Source organism: Antribacter sp. NEAU-D49, from assembly GCF_057158775.1.
Window position 1 is genome coordinate 26741 of sequence record NZ_JBXTSN010000020.1, and the last position, 18573, is coordinate 45313.

The following is an 18573-nucleotide window of genomic DNA, read 5'->3' on the forward strand; positions in this document are numbered from 1 at the left end:
GCGTCAGCTCCGGACGCCCGCGACCCGGGCGTCCCGGATGCAGGTCTCGTGCCAGATCTCCAGCGACAGGAGCGTCCAGATGCGGCTCTCCTCGTTGAAGCGGCCGCTGTCATGGCGCTCGAGCAGGTCGCGCACCAGGGTGCGGTCGAGGGTGGCGCCCACGAACGAGACGGGGTCGGTGAGCCGTCCCCAGAGGGAGTCGCGCAGCCCGGAGCGGAACCACGCGTCGAGCGGGACACGGAAGCCCACCTTCTTGCGGTCGACGACCTCGGCGGGCAGGTAGCGGCGCGCGACCTCCTTGAGCGCCCACTTGGTGACCCCGCCGCGCACCTTCACCGACGACGGCAGGCGGAACGCGAGCTCCACGAGCCGGTGGTCGAGCAGGGGCGGCCGCAGCTCGAGCGACGAGGCCATGCTCATGCGGTCGCCCCGTTCGAGGAGGTTGTCGGGGAGCCAGCTCTCCAGGTCGTAGCGGAGCATCCGGTCCACGGCGTCGGCCCCGGCGGGGACCTCGCGGAGGCGGTCCGGAGCGGGCGCGGTGCCCAGGAGCACCTGCCGCTCGTCGGCGGTGAACGGCGCGAACCAGCTCTGCAGCTGGTCGCGCTCGGTCGGGGCGGCCACCGCCCGCAGGGCGATGCGGGCCCGGCCCAGCCGGGCCGGGAGGCGCGACTCCGTGAGCCTGGCCACGGAACCGCGCAGCGGCGCCGGCACGGCGCGGGACGCGTCCAGCCAGGGCGCGACGCGGTACTTGGGGTAGCCGGCGAACAGCTCGTCGCCGCCCTCGCCGGACAGCACCACGGACACGTGCCTGCGGGCCGTCTCGGCGAGGCGGAACACCGCCATGTCGGCCGGCTCGGACACCGGCGCGTCCCGGTGCCAGGTGAGCCGCGGCCACAGCTCCTCGAAGTCGGCGGCGCGCACGTCCACCTCGTGGTGGCGGGTGCCGACGTGCTCGCTGACGCGCCGTGCCCAGCCGAGCTCGTCGTGCCGCGGGTCGCCGAACCCCGCCGCGAACGTCTCCACCGGGGCATCGCCGCGCAGCTGCTTCATCACGGCCACGATGAGGCTCGAGTCCACGCCGCCGCTCAGGTACGAGCCCACGGGGACGTCGGCCACCAGGGCGGCCGCGACGGCGTCGCGCACGGCCTCGTCCACGGCGTCCACCACCTCGGCGTCCGACCACCGCCTGCCCGCGTCCACCGGAGGGGCCGACCAGTAGCGGCGCACGGTGAGCGTCCCGTCGGCCGCGAGCTCCGCGCGATGGGCGGCGGGCAGCTTGTGGACGCCCGCGAACAGGGTGCGGGGCGCCGGGACCGAGCGACCCGCAAGGTAGGCATCGAGGCTCAGCGGGTCCACCGCGGGCGTGCCCTCGGCGACCGCGTTGACGGCCTTGACCTCGGACGCGAAGACGAGCCGGTCGCCGTCGTGCCGGTAGTAGAGCGGCAGCACGCCGAGCCGGTCGCGCACCAGGTGCAGGGTTCCCGACGGGCGGTGGAGCGCCGCGAACGCGAACTGCCCGCGCAGCTCCTCGACGAACCCGATCCCGCGCAGGGCGAGACCCGCGAGGAGCACCTCGGTGTCGCCGTCCGTCCGGAACGGGTAGGCGAGGGTGGCTCGCAGGTCGCGGTAGTTGAAGATCTCGCCGTTGAAGACGAGCACCCACTCGCCGTCGTCCGAGTGCATGGGCTGGTGCGAGGCGGAGAGGTCGATGATCGACAGCCGCGTGTGGGCGAACCCCGTCCCGGGCTCCGACCAGTGGGACGACTCGTCGGGGCCGCGGTGGGACAGCAGGCCCGCCATGGCGGTGAGCGCGGTCTCCGGGACGACGCCGCCGGTCAGGTCGCGCACGCCGGCGATGCCGCACATCAGTCGCGCCCGGGGACGGTGGAGGGGTGGGTCACGCACGTCAATCTAGGCGAGCGAGGACACCGCGGACGGGGTCTCGCGGGCGAAATCGACCCAGGCGGCGGGCGAAAACTCGCGCATCCCGCCAGGCGCCGGACAAGCAGGGTGAAACCACGACGAACGGTTGTCGCGCCGGGGTGCCCGTGCGAGGCTCCGGGCGAGGACGCCTCCCGCCGAAGGACCGGTCCATGAACGCAGAACCTCGTCACAGCCGCCTGACCCGCCTAGGTCCCGGCGCCGGCCGACGGGTCGTCACCACCCTGGTCGCGCTGCTCAGCGCGGTCCTGCTCGTGCCCCTGCTCGCCAGCGGCGCGCAGACGCCCGGCCGCCCGGGCTTCGACGGCCCGTTGCCGTTCGGGGCCTCGCCGTCCGACGGCGGGTCCGCGTCGCCGTCCGGCTCCCCGTCGGCATCGTCGTCCGCGTCGCCGAGCCCGTCGCCGACGCCCGAGCCCACCGGGCAGGAGGCTGAGGGGGCCGGGGGAGGCGTAGGGGCCGACGCCGGGGCCCCCGCCGCCGTCGTCCCGCAGCCCGCCGCCGCGGGACCGCAGGTGCCGCCGAGCACCTCCGGGCCGGGGTGGACGGTGGACGCGAGCACGGTGGGCCTGCGGCCGCACGGCCTGTCGTGCGACGCCCTGCCCGTGTACACGGGCGGGTGGCAGGTGCCTCGCGGGACGGTCATCTCCGGGATGCTCATCACCGAGGCCATCGACCTGTCGGCGGGCGGGATCACGATCGAGCGCAGCTGCGTCAAGCCCCGCGAGGTGTCGGCGGGCAACCCGGTGATCACCACGAAGAGCAACATCACCGGGGGGATCGCGCCGGAGCGGGTGGTCATCCGCGACAGCGACATCGACGGTTCCCTGCTCGACACGCAGTCCGCCGCGATGGTCGTCGCGTTCATGGGGGTGGCTGACCTGGTCGGCAACTACGTGCACGGGTTCGGCAGCGGGATCGCCGTCATGAATGCGGGCGAGAAGCACGACATGCGGGTGGAGCGGAACTACGTCACCGGGCACGTGGCCTGGGGCGACGCCGCCGGGAGCGGCAACCACTCCGACGCGTTCACCATCCGTGACTTCTCCGCCGCGTCCCGGCCGGACCGGTCCCTCGTGGTGCGCAACAACAGGTTCGACTGCGACTCCGGCAACGCGACCGGTGCCTTCTTCATCCAGACGTACGCCGGCCGGATCGACAACGTGCACATCGAGGGCAACCTGCTCGAGGGCGAGGGATGGCAGCTCGTGCTGCACGAGATGACCTACCCGTACAGCGGCATGGTGGCCGTCAACAACCGGCTCACCGGCACCGGCTGGGGCGACACCTACGTGGCGACGGGCCCGGGGTGGTCCCGCTGGCAGGACAACTACCGCTTCGGACCGGGGGCGGCCGACGCCCGCGGTGCCGCCATCGGCCAGCCGCGACCCTGACAGGATGACCCCCATGCAGCCCTCCGGCGGACAGCCCTCCGGTGCACACCGGCCCGCGCTGGACGGCCTGCGCGCCGTCGCGATCGCGGCCGTCGTCCTCTTCCACGACGTCGTCACCTGGGTACCCGGCGGGTACCTCGGCGTCGACGTCTTCTTCGTGCTCAGCGGGTACCTCATCACCGGCATCCTGCTGCGGGAGACCGACCTGCGCGGCGGGGTGTCGTTCCGGAACTTCTACGTGCGGCGGGCGCTGCGGCTGTTCCCCGCGCTGCTCCTGCTCGCCGGGCTGCTCATCACCGCGTACCTGCTCCTGCTCGACGGCGCCGACCGCCGCGAGAGCGTGATCGCCGCCCTGGCCGCCGTGACGTACACGTCGTCGCCGCTGGCGGCCGCGGGCTATCCGCTCGGGTCGATGCTGCACGCCTGGTCGCTCTCCGTGGAGGAGTACTTCTACGTGGTGTGGCCCGCCGTCGTGGTGCTCCTGGCCCGCGTCCGGCGGCACCGGCTCGCGATCATCGCCGGCATCACGGCCGCCGCCGTCGCCTACCGGCTCGGTGCGGCCCTCGCCGGCTGGGACCTGGAGCGCATCTACTACGCCGCCGACACCCGCGCGGAGCAGCTCCTGATCGGCTGCCTCCTGGCGGTGGTGCTCGCCCGCTGGACCATCCCCGTGCGGGCCTGGCACGGCGCGATCGCCGCCGCGGCGCTCGTCGCCTTCGCCGTCACGCCCGCGGACCTCACCGCGCCCCTCTACCGCTACGGCGGCTCCACCCTCGCGGCGCTCGCCGCAGCCACGCTCGTCGCCCTCGTGGTCCAGCGGCCCGACGGCGCGGCCGCCCGCCTCCTGTCGACCGCCCCCTTCACCTGGGTGGGGAAGCGGTCGTACGGCATCTACCTCTGGAACCCGCCGATCGCCGCGCTGGTCGGCTTCGCGCTGCCGGAGCAGGTCCCGGCGCTGCCGGTCGTGCTCGTGCTCACGGTGGTGATCCCTGCGCTGTCCTACCGGTTCGTGGAGGAGCCGTTCCTGCGGCTGAAGGGCCGGTTCACGACGAGCGGGCGGTAGTCGTTCCCGCCGACGGTTCGCGCAACCGAGGTCCGCTTCGAGAACGTCATCAGGTATCGCGTCGACGCGGATACCAGTACTGATGACGTTCTCGAAGCGGACGGGACGCGCGGGCCGCCGTCAGCGGCCCGTGACCGCCTTCACCGCAGACCTCCGCACCGCGTTCATCCGGTCCACCGCGTCGCGCCCGCCCACGAGCTCGATCGAGCGCTTGGCGAGCCCGCGCGCGGTGTCGCGGCCGGCGCGCAGCGGGGACCGCACCAGACGGTCGGCGGCCAGCTCGCGGCCGGCCGGGACCGGCAGGCCTTCCAGCCCCGCCGCGAAGAGGTCGAGGTACGGGGCCGGACTCGTGAGCCGCCCCCGGACCCGGTTGCTCACGTTGGTGCCGTGCACCACCTGCAGCCAGCCGGGCGCCCCGCCCAGGCGCAGGGCGGGCATGTGCAGCTCGAGCCGGTTGTGCCAGTCGGCCCAGCAGCTCATGGCGCCGTCCCAGGGCTCGGCCACCGAGCAGAAGGCGTTGGACCGGTCCCGGTGCTCGTACAGCCGGCCGCCCTCGCGGATCAGCCCGTTCTCCAGGTAGATCGCGGTCCGCCCGGCGGCATCGCCGGCCCCAGCCCCGGCGGCACCAGAGCCCACCGCAGCGCCCGCTGCCGCCCGGAGCCGCGCCACGAAGTCGACCGCCACCGCGTCGTCGTTGTCCAGGTTGGTGGTCAGCAGCCGCTCGGGAACGCCCCCGGCCACCTCGACGACGTCGGCGAGCAGCGCCTCCCGCGGCACCTCCTCGCGGCGCACGGCGCGGAAGAGCCCGGCCCCGGCGTCGTCGACCCACGTCTGGAACCAGTCGGGGCTCTGCGGGTCGATGTAGACGAGCCAGGCGAAATCACGGTCCGTCTGGGCCGCGACGCTCGGCAGGCAGTAGCGCTCGAACAGCGCCACCCGCTCGCGCAGCCAGCCCTCCTTGGCCCGGATGAGCTCCTCTGCCCCCTTGGACGGCAGGTTGAAGCGGGTCAGGAGGACGTGGGTGACGCTCATACGCTCTCTCCGATCGGGAATCCGTGCCACCACTCGGCGCGGCGCCGCCAGCCCACGGCCCACTTCCGGCCGCGGCCGCTGACCCGGGCCCCGGCAGCGCGCACGCCGACGCCGAGCCGCAGCAGCCCCACCACGACCGCCCCGGACAGGCCCGGGAAGTGCGTCCGCGCGTAGGTGACCTTGCCGGCGAGGACCAGCGGCAGGCTCCCGCCGTCGCCCGACGACGACTGCCCCACCGCGTGGACCACCTCCGCGTCCGGCGTGATGATCGGCCGGTACCCGGCGGCGCGGGCGCGGGCGCCGAGGTCGGCGTCCTCGCCGTAGACGAAGTAGCGCTCGTCGAGCCCGCCGAGCTCGTCCCACACGGCCCGCGGCACGAGGAGCAGGCAGCCGGTCACCATGCCGACCTCGCGCACGGTGTCGCGCGGCCAGCGTCCCATCGACTCAGGGTCGAAGAGCCGCGTCCGCGGAAAGAGGGTGGACAGGCCGAGCGCGAAGCAGGCGGTGCTCCACACCGTCGGCAGGGCCCAGCACGACGACGGCTCCACCTCGCCCGTCTCCGTGAGCGTCCGGCCCCCGTAGAGGCCGTGGCCCGGACGGGACCCGGCGAACGCGAGGAGGTTCGCGAGGGCGCCGGGCCGGGCGATCGTGTCCGGGTTGAGCAGCACCACCCAGGGGGCCGACGACGCCGCCACCCCCGCGTTCACCGCCGACGCGAAGCCGGTGTTCACCGCGTTCCGCACGAGGGTCACGTCCGGATGGTCCCGGGCGACGAGGTCGGCGGTGCCGTCCGTCGAGGCGTTGTCGACGACGACGACCTCCGCCCGCCGGGCACCGAGCGCGGCCGGCAGCGCACCGAGGCAGCGGCCGATCCAGCCGGCGCTGTGATAGGTGACCACGACGATGCTGAGCTCGGGCGACGCCGTCGGCCCGGGGACGTGCCCGAGGCCCGCGCTCACCGGCGCTCCCCGCGGCGGCGCAGCACGCGGGCGGGAACGCCCGCGGCGATCACGCCCGGCGGCAGGTCCTTGGCGACGACGGACCCGGCCGCCACGACGGTCCCGTCGCCGATGGTCACGCCGGGCAGGACCACCACGCGCGCGCCGAGCCAGGTGTCGGCACCGATCCGGACGTCCGCCTCGCGGCGGGGGAGGCCGGAGACCGGGCCGTCTGCGGCGTCGACGTCGTAGTTGGAGGCGGTGACGAAGACCTCGGGGGCGAGCAGCGCGTTGGCGCCGATCTCGATCCGGCCGGTCGTCTCGCCCGCCCAGAGGTAGCACCACTGGCCCACGTTGGCGCCGGCCCCGATCGTGACCCGGACGCCGTTGCGTACCGACACGGTGGGGGACAGGCGCACCCCGGCTCCGACGGAGGCGTCGGAGACGCCTGCGCCGTCGTACCCCAGGAAGTTGACCACCCGGGCGAGCTGCCGCCACGTGGCGGGGCTCAGCAGCCGGGACGCTGCGGCCAGCGGGCCGCGGCGCGGGCTCACCTGGCCACCGCCGCGGCGCGCGACGTCTCGTCGCGGTTCCACCCGGCCGCGAGGCCGGACCGGAGCCGACGGCGCGCGGCCAGCTTGGCCGACCCGTTCACCGCCGCGTAGACGAACCCCGCCGGGGCCAGCCACGGACGCGCCCCCACCACTCCGACCCAGCCGGGTCCGGGCGCGGCGACCGAGTGACCGCGCGCCTCGAGCTCCACGTTGCCGTACGCGATGCGCACCTGCCGGCGCCAGAGCGCAGCGAGGGTGCGGGGCGGGCGCACGACGAACGTCTCGCCGGGCGGGTTGTGCCGCTCCGCCGTGGTGAACAGGCTGTAGACGAAGCCGTCGTCGGCCACGACGTCCGGGAAGACGCCGAACCGGCGCCGGCCCTCGGCGGAGAGGGCGTAGAAGCCCGCGCCGAGCGCTGCCCGGCGGACGTACCCGAGCCGGTCGAACACGGCGAAGTAGGCGCGGACCAGCGGGCCGCACCCGGTGGTGTCCACGACGGGCAGCGGCGCGGCGGCCACCTCCCCACGGTGCAGGGCGGCGACGACGGCGCGCAGCGCGGCGAGCGTCACCGTGACGTCGGCGTCGAGGTACACGCGGGGGAAGACGGTCGCGGCGGCGTCCCCGGCGTTGAGGGCGGCGATCTTCGACGCCTCGGCGACCTCGACCACGGTGACCCCGTACCGGGCGGCGACCTGGGCTGTGTCGTCGGTGCACCCGTTGCAGGCCACGACCACCTCCAGCTCGCCCGGGGCGGACGCCGTCAGCGTGTCCAGGAGCGTGCCGATCGTCTCCGCCTCGTCGTGAGCAGGGATCACCACGCTCGCCCGGGGCGGGTGCCCCTCCATCGCGCCTCCACAGGTAGCCAGGGCGCCGCCGACGGGGCGCGCTCGCAGACTAGCGAGGCGTCAGCCCCCTGAAGGCGCCGTCCGGCGAAGTTCATCCCCACTTCGCCCGGGCGCGGACGCCCACGGCGGACGGGCCTGGACGATCGGGATGGCGGTGGTGGGCGTGTCGCGCTGCTCGCGCAGCCAGCGCCGGCGGGCCCGCATCTCGAGCGCGAACAGCAGGGCGACTGTGGCGGCCCCGCACAGGACGGTGGTCATCCCGAGGGCGCGGACCGTGCTGCCGGTCGCGTGGTAGACGGCCGTCGACTCGGGTGCGATCGTGACGTCGATGTCGTTGATCGGGTGAACTTCGAGGTCGCGCTGCAGTGCGTCCAGCTCCTGGGCGATCTGCTCGAAGACCGCCTTCTGCTGCGCCTCGACATGCTCCGGGGTGGGCCCCACCACCTCGAGGTAGAGCACCTGCTGGTCGAAGTTGGGTGCCCACTGCCCGCCCGTGTCCGGCTGCCGCACCGACCACCCTTCGCGGACCCCCAGACCGACGAGGGTGACCTCGGGCGACCCGAACTTGGTGACCTCCCCCGGCCCGTTGACCTCCTTCGCGACCAGTCCCGCCGTGATGATCAGCGACTCCGACTGGGTCCGCAGCGCGTTGGGGTTCTCCTCGCTGAGGGGGGCCAGGAACACCACCTGGGTGCGCGACCAGTAGACGCCGTCGTCCTGGATGGAGACCCAGCCGAGGCCCGCGGTGACGGCGAGCGCGCAGAGCACCACCGGCCACCGGCGCACCGCCAGCTCGAACAGGTCCCACAGCGTCATGTTCGGTCCCCGATGGACTCTCTGGATGGAGAATTGGTGCTCGGCCTGCGGACGGCTGGCACCGGCGATTATCGCCGCACCCGCCGCACGATACCGTTGGGCCGCCACGCCGGCTGCCCGCCTGGGAGGGAATCCAGCACTATGTCGTTCTCCGCGATCGTCGGAGCGCTCAGGCGCCGTTGGTACGTGGTGCTCGTGGGCCTCCTCGCGACCGGAGGGCTCGCGTACGGCGCGTACCTCACCACACCGGCCGTCTACAGCGCCCGGGGACTGCTCCTCGTGCTCCCCTCGGAGCAGCTCCTCCAGGAGGGCGGCAACCCGCTGCTGAACCTCAGCGGCCTCGACCTGCCGGCGCGGCTCGTCATCGCCTACTACGGGGGCGACGAGGCGGCCCAGGTGCTGGCCGAGGCCGCACCGGACGCCCAGTTCGCGGTGGTGATGGAGGAGTCCACCCGGGGTCCGGTGATCGCCGTCGACGTCACGGAGAAGACGCCGGAAGCCACGATCGAGGCGCTCCACTTCATCGCGGAGGACGTCCCCGTCCAGCTCGAGCGGCTGCAGCGCGAGGCGAACGCGCCGGAGGAGACCATCCTCACCACCATGGAGCTCACGCTCGACACCGAGGCGGAGCCCGACACGAGCGGCACCCTGCGCATGGTCATCGCCGCCGTGGGCGGCGGCCTCGTCGCGACCGGTGTCCTCGCCGTCGCGATCGACGGGCTGGTCCTGCGCCGCCGCAACGCCGCCCGCTACTCCCGGTCGCGCTCCGGCGGCGACCCGCTCGCCGTGGACGGCCCGGTACAGGTCGTGGCGGGCGCCGCGTCGCGCCACGGCGTCACGGACGTGGCTGCGACGGTCGCGGCGATCCGCGGCCAGTCGCCCGCGCTCGCGATCCCGCCGGGGCAGGCGCAGCAGCGCCAGGGCCAGGGAGGTGGGCCGGGTTCGCCCGGTCAGCCGGGTGGGCCGACGGCGGCCGGTCACCCGGGCGGGCCGACAGCGGCCGGGCCGGCGCCGGTCAAGGCCCCCGTCACGCCGGCGGCCCCGACCCCGCGGATCGCGATCCCGGTCGCGCCCCCGATGTCCGTTCCGACGGCCGCGTCTGCCCCGACGGCCCCGCCCTCCTCCTCCGAGCCGCGGCCGATCACGGCGCCGACGCCCGTGGTGCAGCCCCGGGCGCAGACTCCCGCCCAGGCCTCGAGCCCGGTTGCCGACCGGGCTCCGGCTGCCGAGCCGGTCCTGGCACCGGTCCCGCTGGTCCAGCCGCAGCCCGCGCCGGCCGCGCAGCCCGCCCAGCAGGGCCCGGCTCCGGCTCCGCAGCCGGCGCCGGCTCCGCAGCCCGCGCAGCCTCACCCCGGCCTGCCGCTCGCCATCCCGCCGGTCAGCCCGGGCGTGCGCCCGGACGACACCGGCGGGACGCGCTGGCACGTCGTCGGCCAGGGGGGTCAGCAGCCCGCGAACGGCCCGGAGAACGAGTGAGGAGCCCGGCGAGCGGCCTGACCCTCCGGCAGCGGGCCGAGCTTGGCACGGGTCTGCGGCTCGACGGCGTCCTCTGGCTCACCCTGTACCTGGTCCTGCTGTTCGCCGTGCCGGCCAAGCAGGTCCTGGGTCCGCTGGGCAGCGCCGGGGCGCCCTCGATGCTGTTCGGCCTCGCGGGCTTCCTCCTGTGGCTGCTCCTCGGCGTCGGGACGTCCCGGCCCAGCCCGCTGCGGGTCCACCCCATCCGGATCGCCCTGGCCGTCTGGCTGTTCAGCGTGGCCCTCACGTACGTCCTCGCCATGGCCCGGCCGATCAGCGTCGACGAGATCAGCCCGGCGGACGTGGCGCTGCTGTCGCTCGTCGCCTGGTCGGGCACGCTCCTGGTGGCGCACGACGGCATCCCGTCCCGCGAACGGTTCGACCTGCTCGTCTGGCGGCTCGCTCTCACGGGCGGCCTGCTGGCGGCGCTCGGGCTCGCGCAGATCGCGACGGGCCAGGCCTGGGTGGACAGGATCGTGATCCCCGGCCTCACAGGCTCGGGTGACCTTGCCCTGACCTGGCGCAACGGCATGTACCGGCCTGCCGGGACGGCCGCGCACGCGCTCGAGTACGGCGTCCTCGTCATGATGCTGCTGCCGCTCGCGCTGCACGTGGCCTTCCACCACCGGGAGCGCCCCGCCGTCCGCCGGTGGACGCCGGCGGTGCTCCTGCTGGTCCTCACGCCGCTGACCGGCTCACGCTCCGCCTACATCGGCGCGGCCATCGGCCTGCTGATCGTCATGGCGGGGTGGCCGCCGGTGCGCCGGGCGGTCGTGGGTGGTCTGGGTGTGGCCGGTGCGCTCGCGGGGCTCGCCGTCGCGCCCCAGGTGTTCGACTCGATCCTCGGCCTCTTCACCGACTCGGACGACCCGAGCATCACGTCCCGGACCGACAGCTTCGGCATGGCCGCCGAGTTCATCGCCCGTGACCCGTTGTTCGGCCGCGGCCTGGGCACCTTTCTGCCCAAGTACCGGATCTTCGACAACGAGTACCTCGTGCTTCTCGTGTCGATCGGGATCGTCGGGACGCTGCTCTTCCTGGGTATCTGGTTCGTGACCGTCGGGGTGCTGCTGCACGCGCGCAAGGAGTCCACCGACGAGCGCAGCAAGGACCTGGCGCTCAGCCTGGTCGCCTCCGTCACCGTGGGGTTCGTCAGCATGAGCTTCTTCGACGCGTTCGCCTTCCCGATGACCATGGGGGCGCTGTTCCTCCTGGTCGGGATGGCCGGTTCGTTCCGCAGGCAGGTGACCGCCTGGGCGCCGAGCTTCACGCCGCCCGCACTGGTCTCCGGCCGGACGGGGTCGCGGTTGTGACCGGCCGTCGGCACCCGGCCGCGACGTCGGCGCTGCTCGCGGCCTGCCTGGTGCTGCCGCCGGTCCTGGCCGCGGCGTTCGGGTCGCCCGCCGGCCACGCCTGGTCGGCCCTGCTCACCGACGTGCTCGAGCCGTACTCCGACGGGCTGTGGCGCGTCCTCCGCGGCGGTCTGAAGTGGATCATGCCGCCGGTGCTGCTCGTCGTGGTGGCGGTGTCGCTGGTCGTCGTCGCCCGGCGTGGGCTCCTGCGGGCCGCGGTGGCTCTGGCCGGCACGGCGGGGCCGTTCCTGCTGGCCCAGGTCGTCAAGCGCGACCTGCTGCCCTTTCCGTCGTACGCGCCCGAGGGCGGGGCGCCGCTGTCGGGTCACGCCGCGACCGCGGCGAGCGCGCTGTTCGCGGTGCTCGTGGCCGTCCCGGACCGGGTGCGCGGCCGGGTTGCGGCGGTGGGCGCCGTCCTGGTGGTGGGCGCCGAGCTGGGCGTAGTCGTGAGCAGCTGGCACGACGCCGGCGACGTCGTCCTCCCGCTCGTCGTCGCCGCGTGCTGGTGGGGCGTGCTGGGCGTCGCCCTGACGGTGCTGCGCCCGCCCACACCGCTGCACGCAGCAGCCCCCGCCCGCAGCCGCCGGGTCTCGGCCTGGCCGTTCGCGCTCTCGGCCGCGGCCGGGGTGGCCGCCGCTGGCGTGGTCGTCGGAACCGGCCCGAGCCCGGTAGGCGGGCTGGCGGGGACGGTGCTCGCCGCCGTGGCGGGCGCGGCGCTCCTCGCCGGGGCAGGCCTGGCCTCGGTGAGTGCCCTCGACCTGCACGACGCCGGACGGCGGGGTCCGCGCGCTCCTCGCCTGGCGGGTGGCGCCGGTCAGGGGCGCACGACCGCCGGTGACCAGGCCTCGGGGACTGCCACGACGGGAGCCCCGGTGCCGTCGGCGGGGAGGGACCACACGTCGGTCACGCCCGACTCCTCGGTGCGCGGCACGCCGTAGAGCAGGGTGCCGTCGTCGAGCCAGGCGAGCTGGTCGTCGATGTTCCGGGTCTCGGCGTCGAGCACGCTGACCGTGCCGGTCGCCAGGTCGAGCACGGCGGGTGTCCAGTGCACCCCGGCTCCGGGGCCGGCGTCGTGCTTGAACGCGATCCGGGTGCCGTCGGGGGAGAGCGAGGGACACTCCACGCCGTCGCGCACGGTGGTGAGGGTCCGCGCGGCGAGGTCGCCCCGGACGAGCCAGGTGCGGCCCAGCGACCGGGACTGGACGGTGGCGTAGAACGTGGTGCCGTCCACGAAGGTGACACCCCAGACGTTCCGGTCCACGGGCGCGGCCGGGGCGCCGTCGACCAGGAGGGTGAACTCCTCGAGGTTCACGGCGTCGCCGCCGTCGGACCGGCGCACCACCGTCTCCGTGGAGAAGCCCGTGCCCGCGTACGAGTGCCCGGTGACGAACGCCGTGGTCGCCACCAGGCCGCCGTCCGGCGAGAAGCGGGTGCGGCTCGGCGTGCCGGGCAGGGGCCAGGTGGCGGTGGCCTGCCAGCGGGCGTCGAGCACCTGGGCCTCGAAGGTGGTCACGACGCCACGTTGGGTCCGCAGGCAGACGACGCTCTCGGCCGTCGCGTCCACCCGGTCGCACGCCACGGGGGACACCGCCCGCGGACCGTCGAGGTCGTCGAGCGGCACGGCGGCGACCCGCCCGTAGAGGTCCCCGGGAGCGGTGCTGCGGAACACGAGCCGGGGGCCGACGACGTCGTCGGGCGCCGCCGTGGCGACGTCGCTCGGCGCGGTGCTCTGCGCCCGGGACTGCGCGAGCTCGGCGGCAGCGAACCAGCCGACGCCGGCGACGACCACGACCAGGAGCGCGACGAAGGCGACGACCCGGTGCCGCGCGGTCACGGGGCGTCCGCGTCGGGCGTCTCGGCCGGCGTGTCCGGCCGGGCGTCCGCGCGGCGTAGCACGACCCAGCAGACCGGCACGGCGACGGCCAGGACCACGGTGACCAGCACGAGCGCGGGCTCGCGCCCCACGGCGAACCACAGGACGCCGAAGGCCGCGGACGCGATCATGCGCGCGACGGCCACGACGGTCTGGGCGGTGCCGATCGCCGTCGCGCGCACGGGCAGCGGCACGAGCGAGCCGGCCAGGGCGGCGAGGACGCCGTCGGTCGCGGCGTAGAACGCGCCGAGCAGGAGGAGCGCGAGCAGCGTGGGCGCCATGCCGCCCGTCGGCAGGGCCGCGCACACGTACGCCCCGACCAGGAGCACGTGGCCCCAGACGACGACGCGACCGCGGCCGAGGCGGTCGGCCAGGCGCCCTGCGGGGGCTGCCAGCAGCATGTACGCCGCGTTGGTGCCCACGTAGAGCAGGGGGAACCACTGGGTCGCGAACCCGTCGCGGTCCTGGAGCGCGAGGTAGACGAACCCGTCGCCCACCGTGAGGAGGCCGAGAGCGGTCGCGACGAGGAGGAGGCAGCGCGTGGCGCCGTCGCGCAGGAACGACCAGCTGAAGGGCCGGCCCGCGGGCTCCAGCCCGCCGAGGGCGTCGCACGTGCAGCCCTTGCACTTCGGCAGGCCGCGGCCCTCGCGGGTCTTGTGCTGTGCGAGCCAGGCCGCCCGGCGCGGGCGCACGTCCGGGACCAGGAGGACCAGGGCGCCGAGGCCGAGGACCGAGGCGCCCAGCGAGACGACGAACACCGTGGTGTAGCCCTCGGGGATGAGCCACAGGATGACGAACGCGAGCAGCGGCCCGAGGGCTGCGCCCGCCGTGTCGAGCGCCCGGTGCGTGCCGAACGAGCGGGCGAGGCTGCGGGGGTCCGACGACGCGGCGATCATCGCGTCGCGCGGGGCCGTGCGGATGCCCTTGCCGACCCGGTCGATCGCGACCAGCGCCGTGACCGCGGCGAACCCCGATGCCAGGAGCAGGCCCGCCCGGGTGAGGGCCGACAGCCCGTAGCCGACCGCCGCCACCCACTTGGGGTGGTCGCCGCGGTCGGAGGCCCAGCCGCCCGCGACCCGGACGAGGGCGCTCGCCCCCTGCATCAGGCCGTCGACGAACCCGTACGCGACCGTCGTGAGCCCCAGTGACGCCGTCACATAGAGGGGCAGCACCGCGGCCACCGCCTCCGACGAGACGTCGGTGAGCAGACTGACGATGCCCAGGGTGACCACGGTGGAGGAGACCCGGGCGGTGCGGGCGGAGCGCCGTGCCTGCGGGCGGGGAGGGGGCGGGGCGGCCGCCGTCGGCCCGTGCGGTGCGGGTCCGTGCGGTGCGTGCGCTGCCGGCGCGGCGGTCTGGGCGGCGGTCAAGGTGTCTCCGGCGGCGCGACGAACAGGGGCGCCGCCACTGTATGTCCGGGCGACATCCGGACCGGCACCGCGGCCGGGGTGAACTCGCGGATTCACCCCGGTGCCGGCCCGTCCGGGCGGTGTGCCGCGCAGTGCGCCCGGCTACCCTCGCGCGAAGGCGCAAGGACGGGAGGCGGACCATGGTGAGGATCGCGGCGTCGGCCGACGTCGACGAGCGGGCCACGATCGGCGCGGGCTCGTCCGTGTGGCACCTGGCGCAGGTGCGCGAGGACGCCGTGGTCGGCGAGAACTGCACCCTGGGCCGCGGGGCCTACGTGGGTCCCGGGGTGCGGCTCGGCGACAGCTGCAAGCTGCAGAACTACGCGCTCGTGTACGAGCCGGCGGTCCTGGAGGACGGGGTGTTCGTGGGCCCGGCTGCCGTGCTGACCAACGACCTCTACCCGCGGGCCGTCACCGTGGAGGGCCGGCTCAAGACGGGCGACGACTGGGAGGCCGTCGGCGTGACGGTGCGGACCGGCGCGTCGATCGGCGCGCGGGCCGTGTGCGTCGCACCGGTGACGATCGGACGCTGGGCCACCGTGGCGGCGGGCGCCGTCGTGACGCGGGACGTCCCGGACTTCGCGCTCGTGGCGGGAGTCCCCGCGCGCCGGATCCGGTGGGTCGGCCGTGCGGGCGTGCCGCTCGAGGAGGCCGACGGCGGCTGGCTCTGCCCGCGTACTGGTGAGCGCTACACCGAGACTGACGGGATCCTGTCGCTGGTCGAGGCCGCGGTCACGCCGTGACTCGCGAGGCGGGCGGCCAGGGGGGGTCGTAGAGCCACCACGCTCCCGCCTGCTCCGCGAGGTCCTGGATCCGCAGCCCCAGCCAGACCACGAGCGGGGTGGCGAGCAGCGGCAGCAGGTTGGTCAGGGGCCATGGCTGCGTGGCCCAGCCGCGCCCCGGGAGGCCGGCGAGCAGCTCGGGCGGGAGCACCTCGCCCAGGGGGTGGAACAGGGCGAAGACGATGCGGCCGAGCGGGACGGCGATCAGCAGGAGGAGCGCCGCGTGCGCCACGTAGATGGGTAGCGTGCGAGCGCCGAGCCGGCGGAGGGTTCCCAGGCCGGACAGCGCGCGAGCCAGGACGACGCCCGCGAGGACGCCGGCCGCCCCGCAGAGCAGGTAGACGCCCGGCACGTCCTCCAGGTCGAGCAGACGTGCGGTGGCGACCACGGCTCCCCACGCGACGACCACCCCCAGGCCGAGCACCCACGTCAGCGAGGCGGCGAAGCGCTCGAGGAACGCTCGCAGGTGCAGGCCGCCGAGGAAGAACACCAGGAACTCCGCGACCCCGCGCCAGGCGAGGATCTCGACGTCCCACCCGGCCAGCGCGAACGCCGCGACGACGGCCGCGGCACCGACCTGCACGGCGGGTGGCACGCGGCGAGCAGCGCGGGCGAGGACGAAGAACGCCGCCAGCGTCCAGAGGAACCACAGCTCCGTGCGGGGCGCGAGCGGGGCGAGGAGGATCTCGCCGAGCACGGTGGGCCACACCTCCTCGGCGGAGCCGCGCATCCCCAGGGCGAGCCGGACCACTGCCGTGACGGCCTCCCAGATCCAGAACACCCAGAGCAGGAACAGCAGCTTGCCGCGGGCGAGGGCGCCCCAGCCGCCGGCCACCCAGCGTGCCGCGAACATGCCTGACACCGCGAAGAACAGCGGCATCCGGAGGGAACGCAGCGCCATGTTGACCTGCTGGAGGTCACGTGTGTCGAAGCCCGCCACCCGGAACCAGTCGGCCGCGTGGTAGAGCACCACGAGCACGATCGCGAGCCCCCGGGCGGCGTCGGCCCACGTGAGGCGGGGCCTTCGTCCACCCGGCGGGCCGGTGCCGCCGGGCACGCCGGTGGTCGGCCAGGGGTGGGAGCTCACCCGGCCATACTAGGCGGGGTGGGTGACACTGCCACTCTGCGCGACCCTCCCGCCGAGACAGTCAGTTCGTCGGACGACGGCACTGTCTCGGCGACCAGGCCGCCGAGACAGTGTGTGTGTCCGACTCGCGGATCTGTCGCCGGCGCCCTACGACCGCCAGCTGTCGTTGAGCGTCAGCGCCCCGTTGGCGCCCACCGTGGCGACCCGGTTGGCGCCGCTCTCCCACACGACGTTCCCGGACCCGTCGCGCTTCACGTACTTGTACTCGAACGTGGTCCCGGCCGGGAGGTCCACGACGGCCCGCCACACCGGGTACGCCGCCGACGACATCGCCACGCCGGCAGAGGGGTTCCACGACCCGAGCTGCGGGAGGCTCCCGACCACGTACACGTTCTGCCCCCACACGGTGGTGGCGTTCACGCCGAAGGACACGTCGCCCTGCCCGGCGGGCGGCGGCGTCGAGCCCGAGAGGGCCCCGACGTGCAGCGCGATCGACCCGTACGCGGGCACGCTGGCCGTGAACTGCCCGGCCGAGTTCACGGTCCGCGTCACGGAGCACGTCGTCGACGCGACGACATCGCAGTACGTCCCCGCGGGGAGCGACGTCTGGTACGTACGCGTCACGGCGGAGCCGGTGTTGTTGATCGTCACGTACCCGCGCGTGCCGCGGCCGTAGGCGATGTGGTTGTTGCCGTCGTCCCACCAGTTCGTCACGGCGGTGCCGGTCACGGCGTTGTGGAAGCCCACCATGCCGCGTACCTCGGTCCAGCGCTGGGTGCACACCCACTGGCTGTTGCTGCAGCTCGCGTCGGGCACGGTGGTGGACGTCGCGCCGGGCGCGCCCGTGTCGTTGCCGCTGAACCGGTACCCGGAGTACACGGTGGGGGAGCCGTACGGCCACGACAGCAGGAACGTGTTCGCGAGCGTGTACTTCGCGCCCCAGGCGTACGTCATGGTCTCGCCGTTGCGCTCGGTGTCGTGGTTGTCCACGAACACCTGCGCGCGATCCGACGGCAGCTTGTTGTCGCCGATGTAGCGCAGGTTCTTGATCTGCCCGTCGAAGTGGGTCTTGAGATCGCGCGCGTACTGGAACTCGTGCGAGTCGCCGCTGCTCAGGTACTCCGACGGCTGGATCGGCTCGCCGTGCGCGCCGATCACCTCGTGCACCCAGAACACGTTCGGGTTGCTGAGCCGCGACTTGACGGCCGCGAGGTCCGCGGCGGGGATGTGCTTCGCGGCGTCGATGCGGAAACCCGCCACCCCGAGCGAGAGCAGGTCGTTGAGGTAGGCGGCGAGGCGGTCCTGCACGTAGCTCGAGCCGGTGCGCAGGTCCTGCAGGCTCACGAGTCGGCAGTTCTGCACCTGGTAGCGGTCGCCGTAGTTGGAGATGTTGGAGCGGCAGTCGTTGAAGTCGTTGTAGCCGTAGATGCCCGGGAACGAGTCCGGCCCGTACGTGCTGCCCGCCACGCCCGTCGACGTCGACGACGCGGCCGCCATGTGGTTCACCACCGCGTCGGCGATGACGCCCACGCCCGCGTTGCGGCAGGTCTGCACCATGGCCGCGAACTCGGCGCGCGTGCCGAGCTTGGACTCGATGCGGTAGCTGACCGGCTGGTACGACGTCCACCACTGCGATCCGTGCACGTGCTCCTGCGGCGGCGACACCTGCACGTAGCCGAACCCCGCCGGCCCGATCGTGCTGGTGCACTCGGCGGCCACCGAGTCCCAGGTCCACTGGAAGAGGTTGAGGATCACGTCGTCCCCGCCGTTCGGCGGGGTGGCGGCCGTGGCTGGGGGAGTGGCGGCGACGCCCAGCGACAGGCCCAGTGTCAGGGTCGAGACGAGGGCAGCGAGAGGTCTGACGAGTCTCCGCGTCATTGCGGCTCCTTAACGAGCATTCCCGGCACAGCCGCGCGGCGTTGCACGGCGCTTTCCGGATCTTGCTGCAAGAGGTTACAGAGTTGAAGTGCAACAC

15 protein-coding genes are annotated in these 18573 nt (G+C 74.3%); 5 read left to right on the plus strand and 10 right to left on the minus strand.

The features are described from left to right. Positions 1-3: 3 nt before the first annotated feature. Positions 4-1905, minus strand: a complete 1902-nt coding sequence (asnB, locus tag AC060K_RS15525) for an asparagine synthase (glutamine-hydrolyzing) (protein ID WP_483766307.1) — start codon at positions 1903-1905, stop codon at positions 4-6. Between the two features lie 188 nt (positions 1906-2093). On the opposite strand from asnB, the gene AC060K_RS15530 reads away from it, so the two are divergent. Both AC060K_RS15530 and AC060K_RS15535 read left to right on the plus strand, forming a co-directional pair. Beyond that, the gene (locus AC060K_RS15530; RefSeq protein WP_483766308.1) at positions 2094-3332 is read left to right on the plus strand and encodes a hypothetical protein; all 1239 of its coding nucleotides are present in this window, start codon (positions 2094-2096) and stop codon (positions 3330-3332) included. Positions 3333-3336: 4 nt separating this feature from the next. Further along, positions 3337-4395, plus strand: coding sequence for an acyltransferase family protein (locus AC060K_RS15535; protein WP_483766309.1), 1059 nt, complete (start codon positions 3337-3339; stop codon positions 4393-4395). A gap of 120 nt (positions 4396-4515) precedes the next feature. Here the strand turns inward: AC060K_RS15535 and AC060K_RS15540 are convergent, their stop codons facing one another. The 5 genes from AC060K_RS15540 to AC060K_RS15560 are packed head-to-tail and all read right to left on the minus strand — an operon-like array spanning position 4516 to position 8580. After that, positions 4516-5427 carry a glycosyltransferase gene (locus tag AC060K_RS15540; protein ID WP_483766310.1) on the minus strand — a complete coding sequence of 304 codons (912 nt, stop codon included), beginning with the start codon at positions 5425-5427 and terminating at the stop codon, positions 4516-4518. Continuing rightward, on the minus strand, positions 5424-6386 hold the full coding sequence (locus tag AC060K_RS15545) for a glycosyltransferase family 2 protein (RefSeq protein ID WP_483766311.1): 963 nt from the start codon (positions 6384-6386) through the stop codon (positions 5424-5426). Before AC060K_RS15545 ends, AC060K_RS15540 begins: the two co-directional genes overlap by 4 nt. Further along, positions 6383-6919 (minus strand): acyltransferase, encoded by a 537-nt coding sequence (locus AC060K_RS15550; RefSeq protein WP_483766312.1) that lies wholly within the window; start codon positions 6917-6919, stop codon positions 6383-6385. Before AC060K_RS15550 ends, AC060K_RS15545 begins: the two co-directional genes overlap by 4 nt. Next, positions 6916-7764, minus strand: coding sequence for a glycosyltransferase family 2 protein (locus tag AC060K_RS15555; RefSeq protein WP_483766313.1), 849 nt, complete (start codon positions 7762-7764; stop codon positions 6916-6918). Before AC060K_RS15555 ends, AC060K_RS15550 begins: the two co-directional genes overlap by 4 nt. A 60-nt stretch (positions 7765-7824) precedes the next feature. After that, positions 7825-8580 carry a hypothetical protein gene (locus tag AC060K_RS15560; RefSeq protein ID WP_483766314.1) on the minus strand — a complete coding sequence of 252 codons (756 nt, stop codon included), beginning with the start codon at positions 8578-8580 and terminating at the stop codon, positions 7825-7827. Between the two features lie 141 nt (positions 8581-8721). On the opposite strand from AC060K_RS15560, the gene AC060K_RS15565 reads away from it, so the two are divergent. Both AC060K_RS15565 and AC060K_RS15570 read left to right on the plus strand, forming a co-directional pair. Then, complete coding sequence (locus AC060K_RS15565; protein ID WP_483766315.1) at positions 8722-10056, plus strand: hypothetical protein; 1335 nt, start codon at positions 8722-8724, stop codon at positions 10054-10056. Further along, positions 10053-11408, plus strand: a complete 1356-nt coding sequence (locus tag AC060K_RS15570) for an O-antigen ligase family protein (RefSeq protein WP_483766316.1) — start codon at positions 10053-10055, stop codon at positions 11406-11408. Before AC060K_RS15565 ends, AC060K_RS15570 begins: the two co-directional genes overlap by 4 nt. A gap of 853 nt (positions 11409-12261) precedes the next feature. Here the strand turns inward: AC060K_RS15570 and AC060K_RS15575 are convergent. Together AC060K_RS15575 and AC060K_RS15580 are read right to left on the minus strand one after the other, a co-directional pair. After that, positions 12262-13281 carry a TolB-like translocation protein gene (locus tag AC060K_RS15575; protein ID WP_483766317.1) on the minus strand — a complete coding sequence of 340 codons (1020 nt, stop codon included), beginning with the start codon at positions 13279-13281 and terminating at the stop codon, positions 12262-12264. Then, entirely contained in the window at positions 13278-14690 is a 1413-nt protein-coding gene (locus tag AC060K_RS15580; protein ID WP_483766318.1) for an MFS transporter, read from the minus strand. Before AC060K_RS15580 ends, AC060K_RS15575 begins: the two co-directional genes overlap by 4 nt. A gap of 179 nt (positions 14691-14869) precedes the next feature. On the opposite strand from AC060K_RS15580, the gene AC060K_RS15585 reads away from it, so the two are divergent. Then, positions 14870-15472: an acyltransferase gene (locus AC060K_RS15585; RefSeq protein WP_483766319.1), complete on the plus strand. Its 603-nt coding sequence runs from the start codon at positions 14870-14872 to the stop codon at positions 15470-15472. On the opposite strand, the gene AC060K_RS15590 is transcribed toward AC060K_RS15585, so the two are convergent. Next, complete coding sequence (locus AC060K_RS15590; RefSeq protein ID WP_483766320.1) at positions 15462-16598, minus strand: acyltransferase family protein; 1137 nt, start codon at positions 16596-16598, stop codon at positions 15462-15464. The two genes, AC060K_RS15585 and AC060K_RS15590, sit on opposite strands and share 11 nt — an antisense overlap. A gap of 147 nt (positions 16599-16745) precedes the next feature. Next, positions 16746-18476: a carbohydrate-binding module family 20 domain-containing protein gene (locus AC060K_RS15595; RefSeq protein WP_483766321.1), complete on the minus strand. Its 1731-nt coding sequence runs from the start codon at positions 18474-18476 to the stop codon at positions 16746-16748. Between the last annotated feature and the right edge of the window lie 97 nt (positions 18477-18573).

Excerpts from the sequence above, each read along its gene's own strand:
- AC060K_RS15555 (WP_483766313.1), bottom strand. The coding sequence starts at position 7,764 with ATGGAGGGGCACCCGCCCCGGGCGAGCGTGGTGATCCCTGCTCACGAC.
- AC060K_RS15565 (WP_483766315.1), top strand. The coding sequence starts at position 8,722 with ATGTCGTTCTCCGCGATCGTCGGAGCGCTCAGGCGCCGTTGGTACGTG.
- AC060K_RS15595 (WP_483766321.1), bottom strand. The coding sequence starts at position 18,476 with ATGACGCGGAGACTCGTCAGACCTCTCGCTGCCCTCGTCTCGACCCTG.
- AC060K_RS15530 (WP_483766308.1), top strand. The coding sequence starts at position 2,094 with ATGAACGCAGAACCTCGTCACAGCCGCCTGACCCGCCTAGGTCCCGGC.
- AC060K_RS15585 (WP_483766319.1), top strand. The coding sequence starts at position 14,870 with ATGGTGAGGATCGCGGCGTCGGCCGACGTCGACGAGCGGGCCACGATC.
- AC060K_RS15540 (WP_483766310.1), bottom strand. The coding sequence starts at position 5,427 with ATGAGCGTCACCCACGTCCTCCTGACCCGCTTCAACCTGCCGTCCAAG.
- AC060K_RS15535 (WP_483766309.1), top strand. The coding sequence starts at position 3,337 with ATGACCCCCATGCAGCCCTCCGGCGGACAGCCCTCCGGTGCACACCGG.
- AC060K_RS15560 (WP_483766314.1), bottom strand. The coding sequence starts at position 8,580 with ATGACGCTGTGGGACCTGTTCGAGCTGGCGGTGCGCCGGTGGCCGGTG.